At 57.9% G+C, this 19919-nt stretch carries 13 protein-coding genes; 2 read left to right on the top strand and 11 right to left on the bottom strand.

Going from position 1 to position 19919, the window contains the following annotated elements; genetic code table 11:
* Positions 1-66: 66 nt before the first annotated feature.
* On the bottom strand, positions 67-2709 hold the full coding sequence (locus CE491_RS28785; protein ID WP_110951706.1) for an MGH1-like glycoside hydrolase domain-containing protein: 2643 nt from the start codon (positions 2707-2709) through the stop codon (positions 67-69).
* Positions 2710-2981: 272 nt separating this feature from the next.
* Here CE491_RS28785 and CE491_RS28780 point away from each other — a divergent pair, with 272 nt between their 5' ends.
* Positions 2982-4097: an acyltransferase family protein gene (locus CE491_RS28780; protein WP_199885286.1), complete on the top strand. Its 1116-nt coding sequence runs from the start codon at positions 2982-2984 to the stop codon at positions 4095-4097.
* 119 nt (positions 4098-4216) lie between these two features.
* Here CE491_RS28780 and CE491_RS28775 read toward each other — a convergent pair whose 3' ends face one another.
* Complete coding sequence (locus CE491_RS28775; protein WP_110951704.1) at positions 4217-4939, bottom strand: WecB/TagA/CpsF family glycosyltransferase; 723 nt, start codon at positions 4937-4939, stop codon at positions 4217-4219.
* A gap of 212 nt (positions 4940-5151) precedes the next feature.
* Here CE491_RS28775 and CE491_RS28770 point away from each other — a divergent pair, with 212 nt between their 5' ends.
* The gene (locus CE491_RS28770) at positions 5152-6195 is read left to right on the top strand and encodes a glycoside hydrolase family 5 protein (RefSeq protein WP_234407704.1); all 1044 of its coding nucleotides are present in this window, start codon (positions 5152-5154) and stop codon (positions 6193-6195) included.
* Here CE491_RS28770 and CE491_RS28765 read toward each other — a convergent pair.
* From CE491_RS28765 to recF, 9 genes are all read right to left on the bottom strand, one after another.
* Positions 6174-7475, bottom strand: a complete 1302-nt coding sequence (locus CE491_RS28765) for a hypothetical protein (RefSeq protein ID WP_110951702.1) — start codon at positions 7473-7475, stop codon at positions 6174-6176. The genes CE491_RS28770 and CE491_RS28765 overlap by 22 nt on opposite strands.
* Before the next feature lie 48 nt (positions 7476-7523).
* The gene (locus CE491_RS28760; protein WP_110951701.1) at positions 7524-8465 is read right to left on the bottom strand and encodes a glycosyltransferase family 2 protein; all 942 of its coding nucleotides are present in this window, start codon (positions 8463-8465) and stop codon (positions 7524-7526) included.
* A gap of 80 nt (positions 8466-8545) precedes the next feature.
* Positions 8546-9904, bottom strand: a complete 1359-nt coding sequence (locus CE491_RS28755) for a lipopolysaccharide biosynthesis protein (protein WP_110951700.1) — start codon at positions 9902-9904, stop codon at positions 8546-8548.
* A 58-nt stretch (positions 9905-9962) separates the two neighbouring features.
* Positions 9963-11354, bottom strand: a complete 1392-nt coding sequence (locus tag CE491_RS28750; RefSeq protein ID WP_110951699.1) for an undecaprenyl-phosphate glucose phosphotransferase — start codon at positions 11352-11354, stop codon at positions 9963-9965.
* A 91-nt stretch (positions 11355-11445) separates the two neighbouring features.
* Positions 11446-13674, bottom strand: a complete 2229-nt coding sequence (locus tag CE491_RS28745) for a GumC family protein (protein WP_110951698.1) — start codon at positions 13672-13674, stop codon at positions 11446-11448.
* Positions 13675-13676: 2 nt separating this feature from the next.
* The gene (locus tag CE491_RS28740) at positions 13677-14204 is read right to left on the bottom strand and encodes a polysaccharide biosynthesis/export family protein (RefSeq protein ID WP_110951697.1); all 528 of its coding nucleotides are present in this window, start codon (positions 14202-14204) and stop codon (positions 13677-13679) included.
* 84 nt (positions 14205-14288) lie between these two features.
* Positions 14289-15449: an outer membrane beta-barrel protein gene (locus CE491_RS28735; protein ID WP_234407703.1), complete on the bottom strand. Its 1161-nt coding sequence runs from the start codon at positions 15447-15449 to the stop codon at positions 14289-14291.
* 933 nt (positions 15450-16382) lie between these two features.
* Positions 16383-18800, bottom strand: a complete 2418-nt coding sequence (gyrB, locus tag CE491_RS28730) for a DNA topoisomerase (ATP-hydrolyzing) subunit B (RefSeq protein ID WP_110951696.1) — start codon at positions 18798-18800, stop codon at positions 16383-16385.
* A gap of 4 nt (positions 18801-18804) precedes the next feature.
* Positions 18805-19908 carry a DNA replication/repair protein RecF gene (gene recF / locus CE491_RS28725; protein WP_110951695.1) on the bottom strand — a complete coding sequence of 368 codons (1104 nt, stop codon included), beginning with the start codon at positions 19906-19908 and terminating at the stop codon, positions 18805-18807.
* Positions 19909-19919: the final 11 nt, after the last annotated feature.

Raw genomic sequence — 19919 nt, 5'->3', positions numbered from 1 at the left:
TCTGTCCTTATGCATGGAGGCCGTCGCTGATGTAGCAAGACCGGCCCCCGTAAGCGACCCGCGATTCTATTCTTTCGGTTGAAGCAGGAGGGCAACCAACGCGCTCCATCCCGTCTGGTGCGAGGCCCCGAGGCCACGGCCGTTTTCGCCATGAAAGTATTCGTGAAACAGCACCAGGTCTCGGCTCTCGGGATCTATTTCAAGCTGTGGATAACCGGCCATGGAAGGCCGATTGCCTTCTTCATTGCGTAGGAAAAGTCTGTTTATGCGGCCGCTGAGTCCGTCAGCCACTTCCTCAAGCGACGCCAGATAGCCAGAACCACTGGGGTATTCGACGGAAAAGTTCTCATCGTAGTAGCGATGAAACTCACGCAAAGATTCGATCAGCATGTAGTTCAGCGGCATCCATACCGGCCCACGCCAGTTGGAATTGCCACCGAACAGACGCGAGCTCGATTCCGCCGGCTCGTAATCCGCGGACAGCGTGTTGCCATTGATCTGCATGCTGAACGGCGTCTGGCCATAGTGGCGCGACAACGAACGCACGCCGTACGGCGAAAGGAACTCGCTGTCATCGAGCATGCGTTTGATCAGATCCTTGGTCCGCTGGCCGCGCAACAATGCCAGCAGCAGGCGATTGCCTTTGCCAGGTTCGGTCCAGCGCGAAACCAGCGCCGCCAGATCAGGCCGGTGATGCAGGAACGCCAATAAACGTTCGCGCAGATCCTTGAGACCTTCATGTTCGCGCTGTTCCAGCACGCGCACCGCAAACAGCGGGATCAATCCCACGAACGAGCGCAGTTTTACCGATTCGCGTTGGCCGTCCGGACGATGCAGCACGTCGTAGAAAAATCCATCCTCATCGTTCCACAGCCCTTCGACTTCATTCTGATCGACTTCGTTGATGGCGCCGGCGATATAAAGGAAGTGCTCGAAGAATTTGACCGCGATATCGACGTACACCTCGTTGTGCTGCGCAAGTTCCAGCGCAATACGCATCAGGTCCAGCGCGTAACCGGCGACCCAGGCCGTGCCGTCTGCCTGATCGAGCTGATAACCGGGGGCCAGTGCGGCCGAGCGATCGAACAGGCCGATATTGTCCAGGCCCAGAAAGCCGCCCTGAAAGATGTTGTGTCCTTCGGCGTCCTTGCGATTGACCCACCACGAGAAATTCAGCAGCAGCTTGTGGAAAACCCGCTCGAGAAAGACCACATCGCCTTGACCCTTCTGCGCCTTTTCCATTTGGTAGACACGCCACGAGGCCCACGCATGCACCGGCGGGTTGGCGTCGTCGAAGCGCCACTCGTAGGCTGGCAACTGGCCGTTGGGATGCATGAAGCGGTCCTTCACCAACAGCAGCAGTTGATCCTTGGCGAAGTCGACATCGATCAAGGCGAAAGCCACGGCCTGGAACGCGAGATCCCAGGAGGCGTACCAGGGGTATTCCCATTTGTCCGGCATCGACACGATGTCGAAGTTATATAGATGCCGCCACTCGTTGTTGCGAATGTGCGAGCGTTCAACGGGTAGCGGAGGCAGTCCGGGATCGCCTTCGAGCCAGGTTTTGACGTCGAAGTAATACAGCTGCTTGGACCAGAGCAACCCGGCCAACGCCTGACGCTGAACGTTGCGTGCGTCGGTGTCTTCCAGCTTGCGCTGCAAGGCGCCGTAAAACTCGTCGGCCTCGTTGCGGCGTTGCTCGAACAGCGCTCTGGCATTCACATGTGCAGAACCGGCCGGAGCGAAACGCAGATAAACCGCCTGCGAGGCGCCACCTTTAAGCGTCATCACAAAATGCGCGGCCGCCTTGGTACCCGAGTCGTGGCGGATTGCATCAGAGTTGCCAGCCAGCAGCCAGTCGTTGACGCCGTCCTTGAATGGCCCGGCGCTCGGCTTACCGAACAGCTTCGGCGTGTTGGTGCGGTTCTCGCAGAACACCCACTCGCAGGGTTCGTGCCCCCACGCCGTCGCCTCCTTGGTGGGTTGAGAAGGGTGCCGCGCCGTGACCCGGTTATCCACAAGCGACAGGGCAGGACGTTCGATTTGCGCCCCCCAGCTCCAGATATCCCGCGCCCACAATTGCGGAAGCACATGCAGGCGCGCAAAACGGTCCGAGCGATTGACCACTGTCACCCGCATGAAGATGTCGTCCGGCGTGTGCTTGGCGTATTCGATGCTGACGTCGAAATAGTGGTTGTCGTTGAAGACGCCGGTATCGAGGACTTCGTATTCAGGGTCGTCAAGGCCTCGACGCGCGTTCTCCTCGACCAGATCGCTGTAGGGAAACGCCGCGTGCGGGTATTTGTAGAGCATGCGCATGTAGGCGTGGCTCGGCACACCGTCGACGTGGAAATACAGCTCCTTGACGTCTTCCCCGTGATTGCCTTCGGCGTTGTTCAGGCCGAACAGCCGCTCCTTGAGAATGGCATCTCGCTCGTTCCACAGCGCCAGCCCCAGACACCAGTGCTGCGCCTTGTCCGAGAAACCGGCCAGCCCGTCCTCGCCCCAGCGATACACACGACTGCGCGCGTGGTCGTGAGGAAAATAATCCCAGGCCTCGCCATCGGCGCTGTAATCCTCGCGCACGGTGCCCCACTGACGATCACTGAGATACGGCCCCCATTCGCGCCATTGCGCGGTGGCGCCTCCTTCAAGTCGTAAACCCTCGGTGGTTTGCTGCAATGTCGTTTTGGCTGAGTCGGCAGGCATGTTCACTTCCAGAAATAACAATGTCAGAACGGATGAAAACCGGCGACGTTTGCGGAAAAATCTATCGTTCGCCGCCTGTGGTCAATTTTTTGGCAACCGAGTTATTCATAAGCCGATTAGCGATGGCAATTAGACGCTGTACAGGGCCGGTGTATGGTTTCAACGTCGGGTACAACGAAAGCCTCTTCGGTATTACGCGTCATTGAGCACGCAAGACATCACAGCAGTGAATGAATCGAAATGTGGTTGCCCTGAGTTTGCGCGGAGGCGGTATGAATACACTGGGTGATCTAGCGTCCAGACGAAACAATAACTTCAACCTGATCAGAATGCTCGCCGCCACCGCCGTGCTGGTCTCGCACAGTTATCCACTGTCGCAAGGCAGTGCGGCTGTGGAGCCGCTGTCTGACTGGCTCGACCTGTCACTGGGCGAACTGGCCGTGATCACTTTTTTCTGCGTCTCGGGTTTCTTCATTTCCCTGAGCCAAGACCGCGCACCTAGCTCCATTGATTTCTTCTCGGCGCGCTTCCTGCGTATTTATCCGGGCCTGACACTGGTGCTGCTCCTGAGCGTGTTTCTGATCGGACCGATCTTTACGACACTGGGCACCGTGGAATATTTCCGCTCGAGCGCAATTTACAGTTACCTGAGCAAAAACCTGATGCTGTTCAACATGCAATTTCATTTGCCAGGCCTGTTCGAGGACAATCCCTGGCCCGGCATCAACGGCTCGTTATGGACGCTGTCCTACGAAGTGACCCTGTACGTGCTGGTCGGCGGGCTTGGCGCGTTTGCCTTCTACGGCAAAGGCCGTCGCTTTGCGGTATTTCTGCTGGTCTACGCCATCGACTACGTCGCATTCAAGGTCATGTCGGCGAACACCACGCTGATGACCGGGATGCCCCTCGTGGAATTTTTCTTCACCTGGAGCCTACCGTTCGTGCTGGGCATGACGCTGTACCGCTACCGGCAGCACATCCAGCATCGTTTCGTCTGGTTTCTGCCACTTGCAGCGCTCGCGGCCTGGTCGTATCAGAAGCCGTATTTCTTTGAGTGCTTCGTCGCTGCGTGGACCTGGTTGATTTTTTACCTGGGGTTCGCCACCAACAGCCTGGTCAACCGTTACAACCGACTGGGCGATTACTCGTATGGGGTCTACATTTATGCTTTCCCGGTGCAGGAAATCCTTGCGCACCAGGTCAAAGGCATCGGGCCGATCAGTATGACGCTGGTGGCGTTTCCGATTGTGCTGATTGCGGCAGTGTTCTCCTGGCATTGCATCGAAAAGCCGGCGATGTCGAAGCGGCACGTATTCGCCGCGCAGATCGCGAACTCGTTCAACGGCGTGAAGGCGTATTGGGCAGCGATGGGCAAGGGCGCCGCCTGAAACGCAAAAACCCCGGACGATTCGCACCGGCCAGGGCTCTTGTGAAACGCTTTTTGTGAAATGCTTAAGTACAACGACCATGTCGAAAGGCGCGCCTTTGAATAAAAAAATCAGCCGCTCTAACGATTACGAAACTGCCGAGCGATGATCGGCAGTATCCGGTAGGCGTCCACCGCATAACGTCGACCCAGGCGCCTGGGCTCTGTGCATAACCGATGCAGCCACTCCAGCGACAGGCGCTGGACCCACAGCGGAGCGCGCCTGACCCTACCCGAAAGGAACATCAGCGAAGCGCCCGTACACAGACCGATGCCGGTGGCACCACCACGCTTGAACACCGCGCAGGCAAGTACCTCCTGGCGGGGCGAGCCGACCGAGAAGACGGTCATGCGCGAACGCTGTAGCTGGATGAAATCGATACAGCGCTCGACCTCCTGCGGATCATCAATGAATCCCATGGGCGGGTTGTAGTGATGAAAGGTCACCGCCGGGTAGCTTCTTTTCAGAGTGGCGATGACGTCTCTGTCACACCCCAGCACAGTCACCGGCCACTGCCTGAGCTGGGCGATGTTCATCATGGCGCGGGTGAGGGTGCTGCCGGGGATCGGCTCGGCGATGCCTGTGTTCAAACGCTGAAGCACCGGATACAGCACGCGGCTGTCGCACAGACGATGCCCCGCATAGCGATAGGCTTCGCGAAGCTGCTCGTCATGCTCGAGCAGTACGATGTGATTGACGTTGGCGGTTACCAGGTACTTGAAAGGTGCGTCAGTGAGTTTGATCAGCTCGTCGATGAGCTCCCTTTGTCGTCCACGATAAAACTCGATTCCAAACGCTTTCATAGGGCGGGCTCCTGCTAATGAATAATCGCGTGCAGTGCCGAACCGCGCTGAGCGTCAGCGTGATAACGGCGTATGCGACCCTCTCGGGTACCAGCGGTAAGCATCGGGAGCGACGCAACGAGCAGGCAGGCGAAACGCCCGCGTTGCTTGAACAACACGAATTCCGTCCGGGAGTCTTACGTGGTGAAAAGACGGCGAGGATGAGTCGCGCTATGAGTTGGTTGCGCAAGTCGGTGTTGGCCAGCTTGTCGCTGACGGTCTTTCAGGGGATGTACGTCAACGTCCAGGCTTCGACCCTGCCCATGGTGCTGATCAACGTTTCGGGGGCAGAGTCTTCGGAGGGCGTGTTTCCCGGAGAAAACGGGACGCACTACTTCTTCCCCAGCGAGGGGTATTTCGCTCGCTGGAAAGCCAAGGGCATCCGCACGGTGCGGTTTCCAGTGAAGTGGGAACGCTTACAGCCAAAGTTGGGCGATGGCCTCGATGCCACATATGCCGGGTTGATAGACAAGATGCTCGTGCAGGCGAGCCAGCAAGGCATCGGCGTGATTATCGATGTGCATAACTATGCTCGGTATCGACAGCAGGTGATCGGCAGCCGCCAGGTTTCCGTCGATCATTACCGTCAGTTGATGCAACGCATTGCCGAGCGCTGGCATGACGCGTCAGCGCTGTATGCCTATGACTTGATGAATGAACCCCACGACGATTCCGATGCCATCTGGCCGCAGGCGGCTCAGGCGGGCATCGACGCGATTCGCAAGGTCGACCGCAAGCGGTTGATCATTGTCGAGGGTCGCGACTGGTCCAGCGCCGAGCGTTGGCCAACGAACAATAATGCCTTGCTGGCATTGCAGGACCCGGCGAACAATCTGGTGTTTTCGGCACACTTATATCTGGATCGCAACGGCAGCGGCACCTACACGGATTCCGCCAATCTGCCCATCGATCCGGAAATCGGCGTGAACCGCGCCAAGCCTTTCATCGAATGGCTGCAGAAGAACGGCAAGCGAGGGCAGATCGGCGAAATGGGCTTCCCCGACAACGACCCGCGCTGGGCCGAAGCGGCTGATCGACTACTCAACTACCTGCAGCCGTATTGCGTGCCGCTGGCCTACTGGTCTTCCGGCGAAAGCTGGGGCCGCGAGCCGATGAACCTGGAGCCGATTGACGGACAGGACCGCCCACAATGGCGTGTGCTCGCCAAGTACGTCGACACGGCCAGATGCGAAACTTACGGTCCTGCGCGGCGCTGAGTCAGCGCTGCGGCTGAAGCGGAAGGGAATACTTGCCCAGGCGGTGACTGATACGCCGTCGATTCGTTGCTGATCGCCGCCGTACGGGCGAAGTAGACGAATGCCGCCAGCGCCAGGCCAGCCAGTTCTCCTCCGTACATGATCGAAGTGGAGAAGAAAAAGTTGAGCGCGTTGAGCGTGAAGTCCAGCTGCAAGGCGGCGAGCACATCCCCTTTGCGCCGGCACTTGCGCATGATTCGCCAGTAACCGGCGTAGTAGAACAATACGATGATCGGGGTGAGAAAGCCGAAGCGATAGAACACGCCAAGCAGGCCCACGTCGGACAAGTAAAAGTACGCGTTGTACAGCCGCGCGAAGCCGTTCTGCCACTGCAACGACAAGGCGCCCATGCCGACGTAGTAATTCTGCGGCACCTCGCGCAGGACAATGTCCGACGTGGTCACGCGCACGCCGCCTTCCGTCGTGGCTTCGCCAATCAACGCATTGAACTGCTGGTATTGGTCCCCGAAGAAATCCGGCGCGATGAAATACGCCACCAGCACGATGCCGATCACCGCAATGCCGCTTTTGAGCAGCACGCCCCACCGATTGCGAAAGATCCAGATACCGCCCAGCGCCCACATCAACATGGTGTTGCGGGTCTGTAGCACCAGCCACAGATAGGAGGCGAAAAGCAGCAACAGCAGGACGGAGCCCAGCGAGTACGCGCGTCGGATTCGATACATCAGCATGTAGGCGCAGACGCTGACATAGGCCGCGCCGATACTGAAACGATTGGGTCGTAGCGGATTGAGCCCGTAGTCCTTGTCATCGACGTTGAACGCGACGTCGTTGTTTTCCGGCAGCACACCGAAGTAATACAGATAGCCGATCAGCACGCATGCCTGTCCCGAGATCAGGAAAAATCGCTCCAGCTCTCCTTGCGTCGGCCGAGCCTTGATCATCAGCAACAACGCCGGGAAGAACAGCAGATACAGAAAGCTGCGACGTTCTTCGAGCAGGCCGAAAAGTATCGGTTGACCGAACCTGGCATCGGCCAGGAACGCCGACAACAGCGGCAGCAGCAGACCAAAACACACGATCCACAAGGCGGCCCTGGATTGATGGGCGCGCCTCCACACCACCAGTAACGCCAGTGCGGACACTACGACCGCGATGATGAACATCTCGCGCAGGTAGGGCAGCCCGGCTTTTTTGTTGTCGGTCAAAAACAGACACGCCGAGTTCAGGAACAGCAGGATGAACAACAGAGTCCGGTAGGAAAAAAGCGTTCTGATCACGACGCAGTACCTTCATGAAATAAGCCAGACAGGGCAGGGGGACGATGCTCAGCGCCAGGAAAAGGCGAATCCCTCGCTGATGCCCTTCAAGCCGTAACGAATGTTTTTCGGACTGGAGCCGTTCTGCAACACGGTGATGGACGCCAGCGCCAGCGATGACACCACGCAACAGGTCGTGGAGTGGAATTTGCGGTTGTACATGATCGCCGCGCGGTTGCGATAAAAGTGGAACAGGTGGCTTTTGCCCTTGGTGCTGCCGCTGTCGCCGTGACGGGCGAAACTGTTCAGCGCGACTTTGCAGGTAATGCCGCGGGTGGCGGCACGTCGCTGCCAGTCCACCTCTTCGGAATACATGAAGTAGCGCTCATCCATGAGGCCGACCTGCTCGACGACCCGACGCGACACCAACATCGATGCCCCCATCAGGTAATCCGGTGTAGGAAGATTCAGTTGCGCCAGCTGCGCACGTTCAGCTTTCTTGCCGATCAGCCTGGTCTTGCCCAACCACGGGTAAACCGTGCCGCCGCCCACGCATTGGACCATCTGCGGATTGTCGGCGTAGACCAGTACCGAGGCGCTGAAGCCGCACTGTGGATCGCTGTGCATGGTGTCGAGCAGCGTCTCCAGCGCGCCGGGTTCGACGGTGATGTCGTTGTTGAGAATCCAGAAGTAGTCATACCCGGCGCGCGTCGCGTAATCGATGCCGACGTTGTTGCCGCCGGCATAGCCGTGATTGCCATTGTTTCTGATCAGGCACCGGGAATATCGACGCGCCTCGTGGCCGATCTCTTCCTGGGTGGTAATGAGCGTATCGGCGGCGTCCTGCTCGACCATGTAACTCAGCAGCTTTTTATAATCGGCAGCATGGGAGTCGTTATCGATGATGATCACAGCGATCGTGCCACTGGCTTCCAGCGAGCGGATGCAGGCGAGTGTCTGTTCGGCGCCGTTCCAGTTGAGGATGATCGCGCAGACCTTTTCAGTATTCATGGTGCAGAGCCTCAAGAGGGATGAGAGAACGACAGGCGTAGCTGCCGCCCAATTCGGAAAAACCGTTTTCTAAATCAGGGTCAAGGCTGCGAACGACGGCGATGCCAGCGCCGTCCCTCGATCATCACAATCACGATCATCGATAAATTGATCAGCACGTTGGCCGCTGCGAAAGCCATGACCACGGCCGTCGCATCCTTGAAGAAAAAGGCGCCGATGAGCACCGCCGAAATCCGCAGACTGGTGCTGACCACTTCGAATACCAGAAAAGTCTTCTGCAACGACAACGCGGGTATCGCCACCAGACAAGGCCCACCGATAAAACCGGCGAACTCGGAAATCGCCAGCCACCGTGCGTATTCCCCAGCGGTATGCCACTGGCCGCCGAACGCCAGATCGAACATCCACGGCCCCGCGATCACCAGTGCAGCGAAGGGCACAAGACCTGCCAATGACATGCCCATCACGCCGCGCAGCAGCAAACCGGTGACGGCTTCACGAGCATGTATGGCCTGGGTGATGCGTGGGTAGTAAACGCTGCCAACCGCCTTGCCGATGAAGTTGCTCGGCATTGCCAGCACTTGCAGGCACAGGGCGAAAAACCCGGCCGGGACCGCCCCGAATGCCGACGCCAGCACCAGCGTCGGCATGTGCACCGACAAGGCGTTTATCAACACCTGCGGCGCACGGAACAACGGGAAGTCACGGTATTGAGCTGCCAGCTGCCGCAGGTTTTTGCGCGGCTGATCGGGCGTGTGCGGGCCGCGGGCGAACAGGCTCGGCTCGCGTCGCAAACGGATGCCGACCAACAACAGCGTGCTGTGGATAACGTAGTAAAGCGAACTGGTGATCACCAGAACCGGCGCAGTCGGCAAGATCAGACCAGCGCCACTGCGCGTGGCGTTGTAGATCAGGGCATGAAACGTGGCGGCCCGCGCGGTGAGGCTGAAGCTCTGATTTCGATAAAGCCACTGCTGGGTGATCTCCAGCACGGCCGAGCTGAACATGACCACTGGCAGCCACATCAGGTAGGGAATCAGCAGATCGATCCCCAATACGTGTGACGTCTGTTCGCCCCAGCCGTACAACAGCAGCGCAACGGCCCCGCAAATTGCAACGGCCATCAACAACGACAAGCGAATCAGCCCGCGGGCATCGCGCTCGGACTGTGGCAGCACGATCGCCATCGGATAGGTCAGTGCACACCACGGGATGAGGATGATAGTCAGGCTCTGAAAGGTGCCGACCACACCGAAGGCCTCGGGGCCATAGATGCGCATGATCACCGGTATCAGCGCCAGGTTGATCGCCTGAGCGCCCGCGCTGCCGGAAATCGTGGTGATGATGTTGCGCACCAGCCGCGCCTGCCATATCTGTCGGAGCGTGCCGCGCCATCCCGTGCCGGGCAAGCCGGTCGCGGTGAACTCGGGATCTGCCATGCCCATCTCCTCGTGTATAGACGCCATGCCGCTACCGGGTTGGCCGCCAAGCGGATACTCAATAAATGCCGCGTGAGAACAGGGTGAAAGGCGTGATCATCAGGATCTTGATATCCAACCACAGCGACCAGTGATTGATGTAGGCCAAATCCTTTTCGATGCGCTGCTGCATTTTTTCCAGCGTCTCGGTTTCGCCACGCAAGCCACTGATCTGCGCCAAACCGGTGATGCCGGGCTTGATCCGGTGCCGTGCCATGTAGGCGATGATCTTGTCGCCGTAATAGTGGTTATGGGCGACAGCGTGAGGGCGTGGTCCCACGAGCGCCATTTCACCGCGCAGCACGTTGATCAACTGCGGCAACTCATCGATGGATGTGCGGCGGATGAATGCGCCGACTCGTGTGACCCGCGAATCATTCTGCGTAGCCTGTTTGACTACCGTATCGTCATGCACGCGCATGGAGCGAAACTTCCAGACCATGATGATCAGTCCGTTACAGCCGTGCCTTGGCTGGCGAAAGAACACTGGGCCGGGCGACGAAAGTTTTACGGCAACGGCCACTGCAGCCATCACCGGGAACAGGATGATCAGCGCGATGAGCGCACTTGCGCGGTCGAATAATTCCTTGCCCAAGGCTGCCGCCGGATGCGAACTGAGCGGGGTCTCGTTGAGGTAGATTGCGGGGAAATGTTCGATCTGCGAAATGGATTGATTGAGCAGCATCATGCTGCTGAAGTCCGGGATCCACACCACGTCGACATTGAGGTCGAGCAGCGCCAGGTAAATGGCCTCGATTTGCGCCGCCTTGCTCAACGGCATGGCGATGTACACGCGCCGGATGGTCTTGCGCGCTACCAGATCATCGAGATCGGGCAGGGCGCCGAGAACCGGCAAATCGTCCTCGTCCGGAGCGTGCACCACGTCATCGCCAGTGGAAACCATCCCCAGCACCGGAACCCGTTCGCGCAATTGCTGCGCCAGGCTGTAGGCGAGTGGACAGGTGCCGACGATCAGCGCCGTGCGCTCATCGCGCAGCCAGCGGGCGTGAAGATTGGTCAGATAGCGCAGCGGCACGTAGCTGCACGCCTGCGCCAGGAAGCCAAACACGACCATCTTCGCCAGCAGCTCCTGGTCGAGATCGGCGTAGTCCAGGCAAACCAGTACGACAGTGGACAATGCACCCATCAGCACCAGCCAACCGGCCAGCAGTCGCAGCAGGCCCGGAGCGTAGCCATAGCGCTTGTGGTAGACATGCAACGCCGAGTAGATGGGCACCGAGGCCAGCATCCCCAGGAGGATGAGGACCCGGTATTCGGTTGAGATGTAACCGAAGCGATCAAAGACCAGAAAGCAAACGGTCAGGTTGGACAGGACCGTGGCAGTTGACCACTGGGCCCAGAACGTCAAGCCCCTTCGATTGACCGAAGGATGTAAGCGTCGAGCAAGCATGGTAATACTCCCAAGCGTTCGTCGCATGGCCTGTAATTCATTGCCCAGGCTGAGCTGATGGTTTCCTTTAGCGACATTCGCTGTTGTTCCGTTACACCGTTGCCTGATAAGCCTCGCCTGGCAGATAGCCGTAATAGCTTTGATGGTCGTAGCGCAGGTTCACTGCCGAGACCTGATTCAGGATCACGCCAATCACCGGCGCGCGATTGCGCAGCAACTGCCCTACGCCTCGCTGCACCACCGGAGTGGCGGTGCTGTCCGACTTGACGACGTACAGCACCGCATCGGCCAGCGCGCACAACAGCGCCGCATCGCTGACCGAATGGCTCGCGGGGGAATCGATGATGATGCGGTCGTAACGCTGTCTGGCCCAGTCCAGGAAACTGCTGAATCGTGGTGACGCCAACAACTCCAGCGGATTGGACGGCACAGCGCCGGCAGGCAGGACGTCCATGTCGCCTACTTGCTGAATGCACTCGCCACTGCGCGCGCTGCCGTTGACCAGATTGGCCAGCCCAACCTGGGCATTGCTCAAGCCAAGGTTCTTCGCCAGAGTCGGCCGACGCAGATCAGCTTCGATCAGCAACACTCGTTCGAGCCGTCCCAGGGCGCATGCCAGATTCACGGCAATCGCGCTTTTGCCTTCACCGGGCACAGAGGAGGTAATCACCACTACATGGCGCCGTGCCTCGATGTCACTGAGCATGACACCCGTTCGCGCTGTGCGGATGGCCTCGCTGAAGGCCGAGTCGTCGTTGTGTTCGAACTGCCGGGCGATGCGCGCGCGATTTTTCTTCTGCAGCAAAGGAACCACGCCCAACACTGGAAGGCGAAGTTTCTTTTCTACATCGTCGCTGGATTTGACGGTGTTCTTCAGCGAGTCGCGAATCAGCGACAGACCGCAGGCGAACCCGAACGCCAATATTGCCGCAATCGACAGGATCAGCGATTTGCGCGGCATGTTCGGCAGCAGCGGTGGAATGGCTTCGTCGACGATGCGTGCATTGGTGGACCCCAGGTCGGCTGTCGCGGTGGTTTCCCGCAGGCGATTGACGAAGGTTTCATACAGCGAGCGGTTGCTGTCCACATCGCGTTGCAATTCGCGCAGCTTGAACTCCTTACGCGAGATGTCCTGGATCTGCGCGCGACTGGTGTTTACCGACGACCGCAGCGCACTTTCGTTTGCCTGCGCCAATTGATAGTTGTTCTGCAAGCCCGCGACGACCTGATTCACCTGAGTCGCCATGCTGGCCTTGGCCGCTGCCAGATCGGAGCGAGCAGCGATCATTTTCGGGTGCAGATCGCCATAGCGTTTCGACAACTCATCGACCTTGGCCTGAGCCTTGGCGACGTCCGCCTGGAATTGCTGAACCACTGGGTTGTTGATAACCGCCGGGATGGTCGATAGCTGGCCAGCGCTTTTGCCGCTGATCGACTGCACCTGCTGGTACTGACTCTGCGCTTCGGCACGCTCCCGGCGAGCATCGATCATGCGGTCGCTGGTCTTGGACAGCTCATTGGCGGTGAGCGTCGTCACTCCTCCCACATCCACCAAACCCTCGGCATCGCGATAAGTCTGGAGCTTGTTTTCGGCCTCCTGCAATTGCGTGCGCAATTCGACCACTCGGGTGTCCATCCAGCGGCTGGCATTGAGCGAGTCATTCACTTGCGCGTCGAGCCGGCTGTCCAGATAGCCATGGGCCAACGCGTTGGCGGCAGCGGCAGCGGTCTGCTTGTCCTCAAGGGTGACACCGATCGTGACCAGCTGACTTTTGCCCACCGAACCCACCGAGGTGTGCTCCATCAACTCAGCCACGGCAGCGTCGAACACCTGGGTTTGCGTCAGTGGCTCGCCTTTGCTCCAGGTAGCGGGGAACATGCCGGGCCAGATCGCGGACACCATCGCTTTCAAACGCGTCATGAGATACGGACGCTGGCGCGGGTCGAACTCGGGATGCGACGTTAGGTTCAGTTGCCGGACCGCACGCTCGGCCACGCCACGACTCTGGATCAGGCTGAGCTGAGTCTGCAGATAATCGCTGGTCGGGTTGGTCGGGTCGGCAGGGGGCTGGAAGGTGATGACCGACATCCCCTTGGGCTCAACTACCAGCGATGACACTGCGCGATACATGGGTGTCACGGTCTGCATCAGGCCCGCAGCCACTGCGATGGCTAGGAGAGTGATCGCCAGAATGCTCCACTTGCTCGCCCACAGGGTCTGCCCGATCTTGCGCGAATCGATGAAGTCCCGGTCTTCCTCAGGCATGCCTGTGGCGTAACGCGGAAATTCGTTTTTTCTGCTGATGCTGATCTGTCCCATGATCAAAAGAACCCCTGATCGATGTTGATGGTGTCACCCGGCTCAACCAAGGTGTTGAGTGTCGCTTTGGTCTCATTGCGTTTCGGATCGGAGCCGCGAACCAGGCTGATGCGTTTGTCCGACGCCCGTTCCGTCAGTCCGCCGGCCAGCGCAATCGCACGATCGAGCGTCAGGCCCGGCTGAAACGGATAACCGCCAGGCAGCTTGACCTCACCGCCGATGAAGAAGGGTCGGTATTTCAGCACGCTGACAGAGACTCGCGGGTCAACCAGATAGCCACCCTTGAGCTTGCTGGTGATCTGCTGTTCAACCTGCGCCGGGGTCAGCCCTTTCGCCACAACTTCCCCAAGAAACGGATAGCTGAACGCCCCGTTGTCATTGAGCACGATCTCCTTGAAGGTGAGATCGTTTTCTCCGAAAACGTTGACGGCGATGGTGTCTCCGGAACTCAGCCGGTACTGTGCCTCAGCAAACGCCGAAGCGCTGGTGACCAGCAACGCCACCGCGATGAGGATGTGACGAATAGACATTTGAGTACCTCCCTTCCAGAGTGAAACGGGTTACGCAAAACCCTCTCGAACTATCGCGTGGGCGAACATCAGGCTTGCAACGGCTCAGAGGCTCAACGCGACGGTGAGCATGTACACGTTGCGGGTATAGGTCTGGTCGCTTAGATCAGAGTCGTTTTTCCAGCGCTGGTAGCCCAGCGAGACTTCGGCCCAACGGGTGGGTGAATAGATGACTGACGCGCCATAGGTATTTAGCTTGTCGTCGCGCCCACCCACACCCAGGTATTCAAGGTCGGCGTAGCGGTAATGAAGATCGGTGGCGATCCAGGGTGTCCAGGTGTGCCGCCAACCGAGGCGGGTGCTGGTGTCGTGAACGGTGTTGGCTCCGTCGTCGCCTTCCTCGAACGCTTTGCGCGCGTTGATAGAGAACGTCGAGTAGGTGCGTGGTTTGTACTCGACGTTGGTCTCCCAGGTCGGGCTGCTGTAATCGTTGACGTCGCTGTTGTCGAAATTCTTTCGCTCATAGCCAACGCGCACACTGCCACTGAGCTTGGCGGTAATGTCGCGCGTGACTCCAACCAGCGCCGCGTCGCCTGTGCTGTTGCGTGGGCTACTGGCGAGCACGTAATCAAAATCACTGTGCCGCAGCTCCAGCAGTGTCCGGGTCTGACCGCCCAGGCGATGAAACCAGGTGCCGATGTACGTGGTGGTGTCGTGTTCCTTGTCATCGTTGAGCGTGCCGCTGTTGCGGTAGCGCAGCTCCTGATACTCGGCCGAGACCGCGATCTGATTCATGGCTGTCCTGGCGCCATAGATGTAGCCGAGCTTGCCGTTCTTCAGCGTGTATTTATCGTTCTCACGCGGCTCTGCAGTTTGCACGGTGTCTTCCGCACGGCGATAGCCCAGTTCCCAGTTCAGCCGATTGCGCGCATCGAACTCCATGACACTTCTTGCCGTCAGCGCCTGATCGACATGATCGGCATCGGCGTGGTCCTGATAGGTTCGGCTATCGACCGCGTATTCCAGTTGATAACCACTGGTGCGCGTCTGGGTTTCAAGCAAAAACGTCGGGCGTACGGAAGTAATCCAGGAGGATTGCTCATGGTTCGGCAGGGTCCGAAAGTTATCGTCGTAGAACTCGCTGACCTTGAGCGTAGGAGTGAAGTCGAAGCCGCCCACTTCAACGCTCTGAGGTTTACCGGCCATCGCGACCATAGGAAAAGGTACGACCACGAGCAACATCAGCAGATTTTTCCGATTGATCATTCACACATCCTTTCACGCGACTGGGCCAAAAAATGGACATGGAATGGCGCAAAGCGAAGACGCAACCGTCCGGAACATCTTCGATCGGACGCGTCTGGAAATAGGGAATTTTTAGCCAGTCATTGCCCGGGCTTGGAGCAGGGCAGATGGCGTACTGCACGACGGCGTTAGCCGCTGGCAGCGGTACCACAGGCAGGAACAAAAATTTTGGTATGGCTACCGCACCGAGGTACCTCGGAAGTGGCAAACCAAAAAAGAGATTTTCACATCAACCATGCGTAAGGCGGGGGCGCACGGACAACCGACGACTGCTTGAAACCGTCACGACTTTTGTCGCATCCGGGGGACTACATCGACGACCATTGGGTGCGCCGGGGCAAAGGTTCTACCTCCGACGGCATCGCTCGACAGCCTGAGTATGCTTGAGGTTTGTGACTTGTGGGAGTCTATCGACAAACGGTCTACGGGCCCGTAATGAACGCGAGACGGTCGGATTTTCGACTGTAAATCCGGCAATACAACTTTCTAGTTGGCAGGGCTATTTTGGGAACTGTCTTAGTTGTAGAGGTTGTCACTTGTTCAAAATTTGAGCCACGTGGTGTCCAATATTAAGACAGCCATTGATGTTCCACGTGGAACAAATGACTCACGAATTGTGAATTTAAGGTTATTGCTGATTTCGGGCATCGTCCAAGAGTCGATCCAGCTTGATCTGGAGCTTTTTGGTTCAGCGTCAGAGACGGCTCGCTATGAAGGGATCGAGGTACCAGACTGACCGGGCCATATGGGTGTCCGTCGCCCGCAAGGAGAACGAAATCAGGGCAAAAAAAAGCCCGCTTTTTCGCGGGCTTTACGGTGACCGGGCAACCTTGGTTACAGGCCTGACCGCTCATCTATTCATGAAAAAACAGCTTTTCTGCGAGCCTACAGTTGTTAGAAATCGAGGTTGGATACCGCCAGCGCATTAGCCTCGATGAAATCGCGGCGCGGTTCTACAGCATCGCCCATCAGCGTGTTGAAGATCTGATCGGCAGCAATCGCATCTTCGATGGTGACCTTTAGCATGCGACGCACAGCAGGGTCCATCGTGGTTTCCCACAATTGATCCGGGTTCATTTCACCTAGCCCTTTGTAGCGCTGAATCGTGTGGCGCTTGGTGCTTTCGGCCATCAGCCATGCCAGAGCTTCCTTGAACTCGGTGACCGGCCTCTTGCGCTCGCCGCGCTGTACGTAGGCACCTTCTTCAAGGAGAGTGCTGATTTGCAGCCCCAAAGCGGTAACGGTCTTGTAGTCGTTACTGCCGAAGAAGTCGCGGTTGAACTTGACGTAGTTGGACAGGCCATGGGAGATCAACTCGACCTCAGGCAGCCACACGTTACGTTCACGGTCTTCGCGCAGACTGGCCTTGTAGACCAGGCCCGACTTCTCGCCAACGCGCAGACGCTCGTCGAACTTGGCGAGCCACTCTTGCATCGCACCGTGATCGGACAGTTGCTCCATCGACACCGGCGGCAAGTACACGAAGTGCTCGGTCAGTTCCTGTGGGTACAGACGCGACAGACGCTTGAGCGTCTTCATGACCATACGGAAGTCGTTAACCAGTTTTTCCAGCGCAGGGCCGGAAATACCAGGGGCAGATTCGTTCAAGTGCAAGCTCGCGTCTTCCAGGGCCGACTGTGTCATGTACTCTTCCATGGCCTCGTCGTCTTTGATGTATTGCTCTTGCTTGCCTTTTTTGACCTTGTAGAGCGGCGGCTGCGCGATGTAGATGTAGCCGCGCTCGACCAGTTCCGGCAACTGACGGAAGAAGAAGGTCAGCAGCAGGGTTCGGATGTGCGAACCGTCGACGTCAGCATCGGTCATGATGATGATGTTGTGATAGCGCAACTTGTCGATGTTGTACTCTTCGCGACCGATGCCGCAGCCCAGCGCCGTGATCAAGGTGCCCACTTCCTGAGAGGAAATCATCTTGTCGAAGCGGGCCTTCTCAACGTTCAGAATCTTGCCCTTGAGTGGCAGGATCGCCTGAGTCTTGCGATTACGACCCTGCTTGGCGGAACCGCCAGCAGAGTCACCTTCCACCAGATACAGTTCGGAAAGGGCAGGGTCCTTTTCCTGGCAGTCTGCCAATTTGCCCGGCAAGCCAGCGATATCCAGCGCACCTTTACGACGCGTCATCTCGCGTGCTTTACGCGCAGCTTCCCGGGCACGTGCGGCATCAATCATCTTGCCGACAACAGCCTTGGCTTCGTTCGGGTTTTCCAGCAGGAAGTCGGAGAAGTATTTCCCCATCTCCTGTTCGACTGCGGTCTTCACCTCAGAAGAAACCAGCTTATCCTTGGTTTGCGAACTGAACTTCGGATCGGGCACTTTTACAGAGATGATCGCAGTAAGGCCTTCACGAGCGTCATCGCCGGTGGTCGCGACTTTGTGCTTCTTCGCCAGACCTTCCTGCTCGATGTAGTTGTTCAGATTACGCGTCAGTGCGGAACGGAAACCCACCAGGTGAGTACCGCCGTCGCGCTGAGGAATATTGTTGGTGAAACACAACAGGTTCTCGTTGAAGCTGTCGTTCCACTGCAGAGCGATCTCGACACCTACACCGTCGTCGCGCTGTATGTTGAAGTGGAATACCTGGTTGACCGGCGTCTTGTTGGTATTCAGGTATTCAACGAACGCACGCAGACCACCTTCATACTTGAACAACTCTTCCTTGCCGCTGCGCTCGTCCTTGAGGACGATACCGACACCAGAGTTAAGAAAGGACAGTTCACGAATTCGCTTGGCAAGGATGTCCCAACTGAAGTGGATATTCTTAAAGGTGTCTGCGGATGGCTTGAAGTGAATCTCGGTACCAGTGCTATCGCTGTCGCCGACGATTTTCATCGGCTCTTGAGGCACGCCGTGAACGTAGGTCTGTTCCCAGATTTTGCCACTGCGGCGAACGGTCAAATTCAATTCTTCTGACAGTGCGTTCACTACCGAAACGCCTACACCGTGCAGACCACCGGATACCTTGTAGGAGTTGTCGTCGAACTTTCCGCCAGCGTGCAGCACGGTCATGATGACCTCAGCGGCGGACACGCCTTCTTCTTTATGCACGTCGACCGGAATACCGCGACCGTTGTCGCGGACGGTGATTGATTCGTCCGGGTGGATGATGATGCTGATGTCGTCGCAATGGCCAGCCAAAGCTTCGTCGATAGAGTTATCCACCACCTCAAACACCATGTGGTGAAGACCGCTGCCATCGTCCGTATCGCCGATGTACATACCGGGACGCTTGCGTACGGCATCAAGTCCTTTCAGCACTTTGATGCTGGACGAGTCGTACGTTTGATTTTCGCTCATGCATTCACTCCCGATGGTCGTGGGTCTGGGTGATACTGCCCTGTTCCACGTGGAACAAAGCAACTGGCGTTTCCGTTTGCCAGCCTTCCCTCAACAATTCATGATCTACACAGGTAATAAAAACCTGGCAGTGTAATTCTTCCAGCAAGCGACACAGTGCGCTGCGGTGGTTGTCGTCGAGCTCCGATGGCAGGTCATCGACAAGATAAATACATTGGCCGCGTCGAGCCTGACTGACCAGATGTCCTTGCGCGATGCGCAGTGCGCAGACGACCAGTTTCTGCTGGCCGCGTGAAAGGATATCTGCAGCGTTATGGCCCCCAAGCCTCAAGCGCAGATCCGCGCGTTGTGGCCCTGCCTGGGTGTGACCCATCTGCTGGTCGCGATATAGGGATGAGGCGAGCACTGTGCTCAGGTCTTTTTCTTTATCCCAGCCGCGGTAGTAACTCAGGGTCAGACCTTCAAGCTGAACGAGCTCGCTCAGAGTTTGCTCGAAGACAGGCTTCAAAGCCTTGATATACGCCCGACGAAATTCGTCGATTTCGTCACTGGCCTGGCATAGCTCGCGGTTCCAGGCCGCCTGCGAAGCGGCGTCAAGTGTACCATGCCGAAGCCATGAGTTCCGCTGCCTCAAGGCCTTCTGCAAACGCTGCCAAGTGGCCATGAAGCGAGGTTCCACGTGGAACACTCCCCAATCCAGAAACTGCCGACGGATCTTCGGCGCACCTTCGAGCAAGCGGAAACTGTCCGGATTGATCAATTGCAGCGGCAGGGTCTCTGCCAGTTGAGCGGCGCTCCTGGCGTTCTGGCCGTCGATTCGAATCTGAAACTCGCCTTGACGATCTCGGGAAATGCCGAGGTTACTATGGCCACCCTCGGCGAGCTCAACTTGGCCGAATACCGTGCAAGCGGGTTGCTCGTACTGGATGACAGGTTGCAGGCGAACGCTGCGAAACGAGCGAGCAAGGCCAAGCAGATATATGGCCTCCAGGACACTGGTTTTCCCACTGCCGTTGGCGCCATAAAGAATATTGATACGGGGAGAAGGAGAGAAGGTCACCGGGTGCAGATTGCGCACCCCGGTGACCGAGACGCGACTGAGAGACATCTAGTGGCTGC

It is taken from the genome of Pseudomonas bohemica (assembly GCF_002934685.1).
GTDB classification, from domain to species: Bacteria; Pseudomonadota; Gammaproteobacteria; order Pseudomonadales; family Pseudomonadaceae; genus Aquipseudomonas; species Aquipseudomonas bohemica.
Note: the sequence above shows the minus strand (reverse complement) of the source record. Positions and strands in the feature narration are given on the sequence as shown.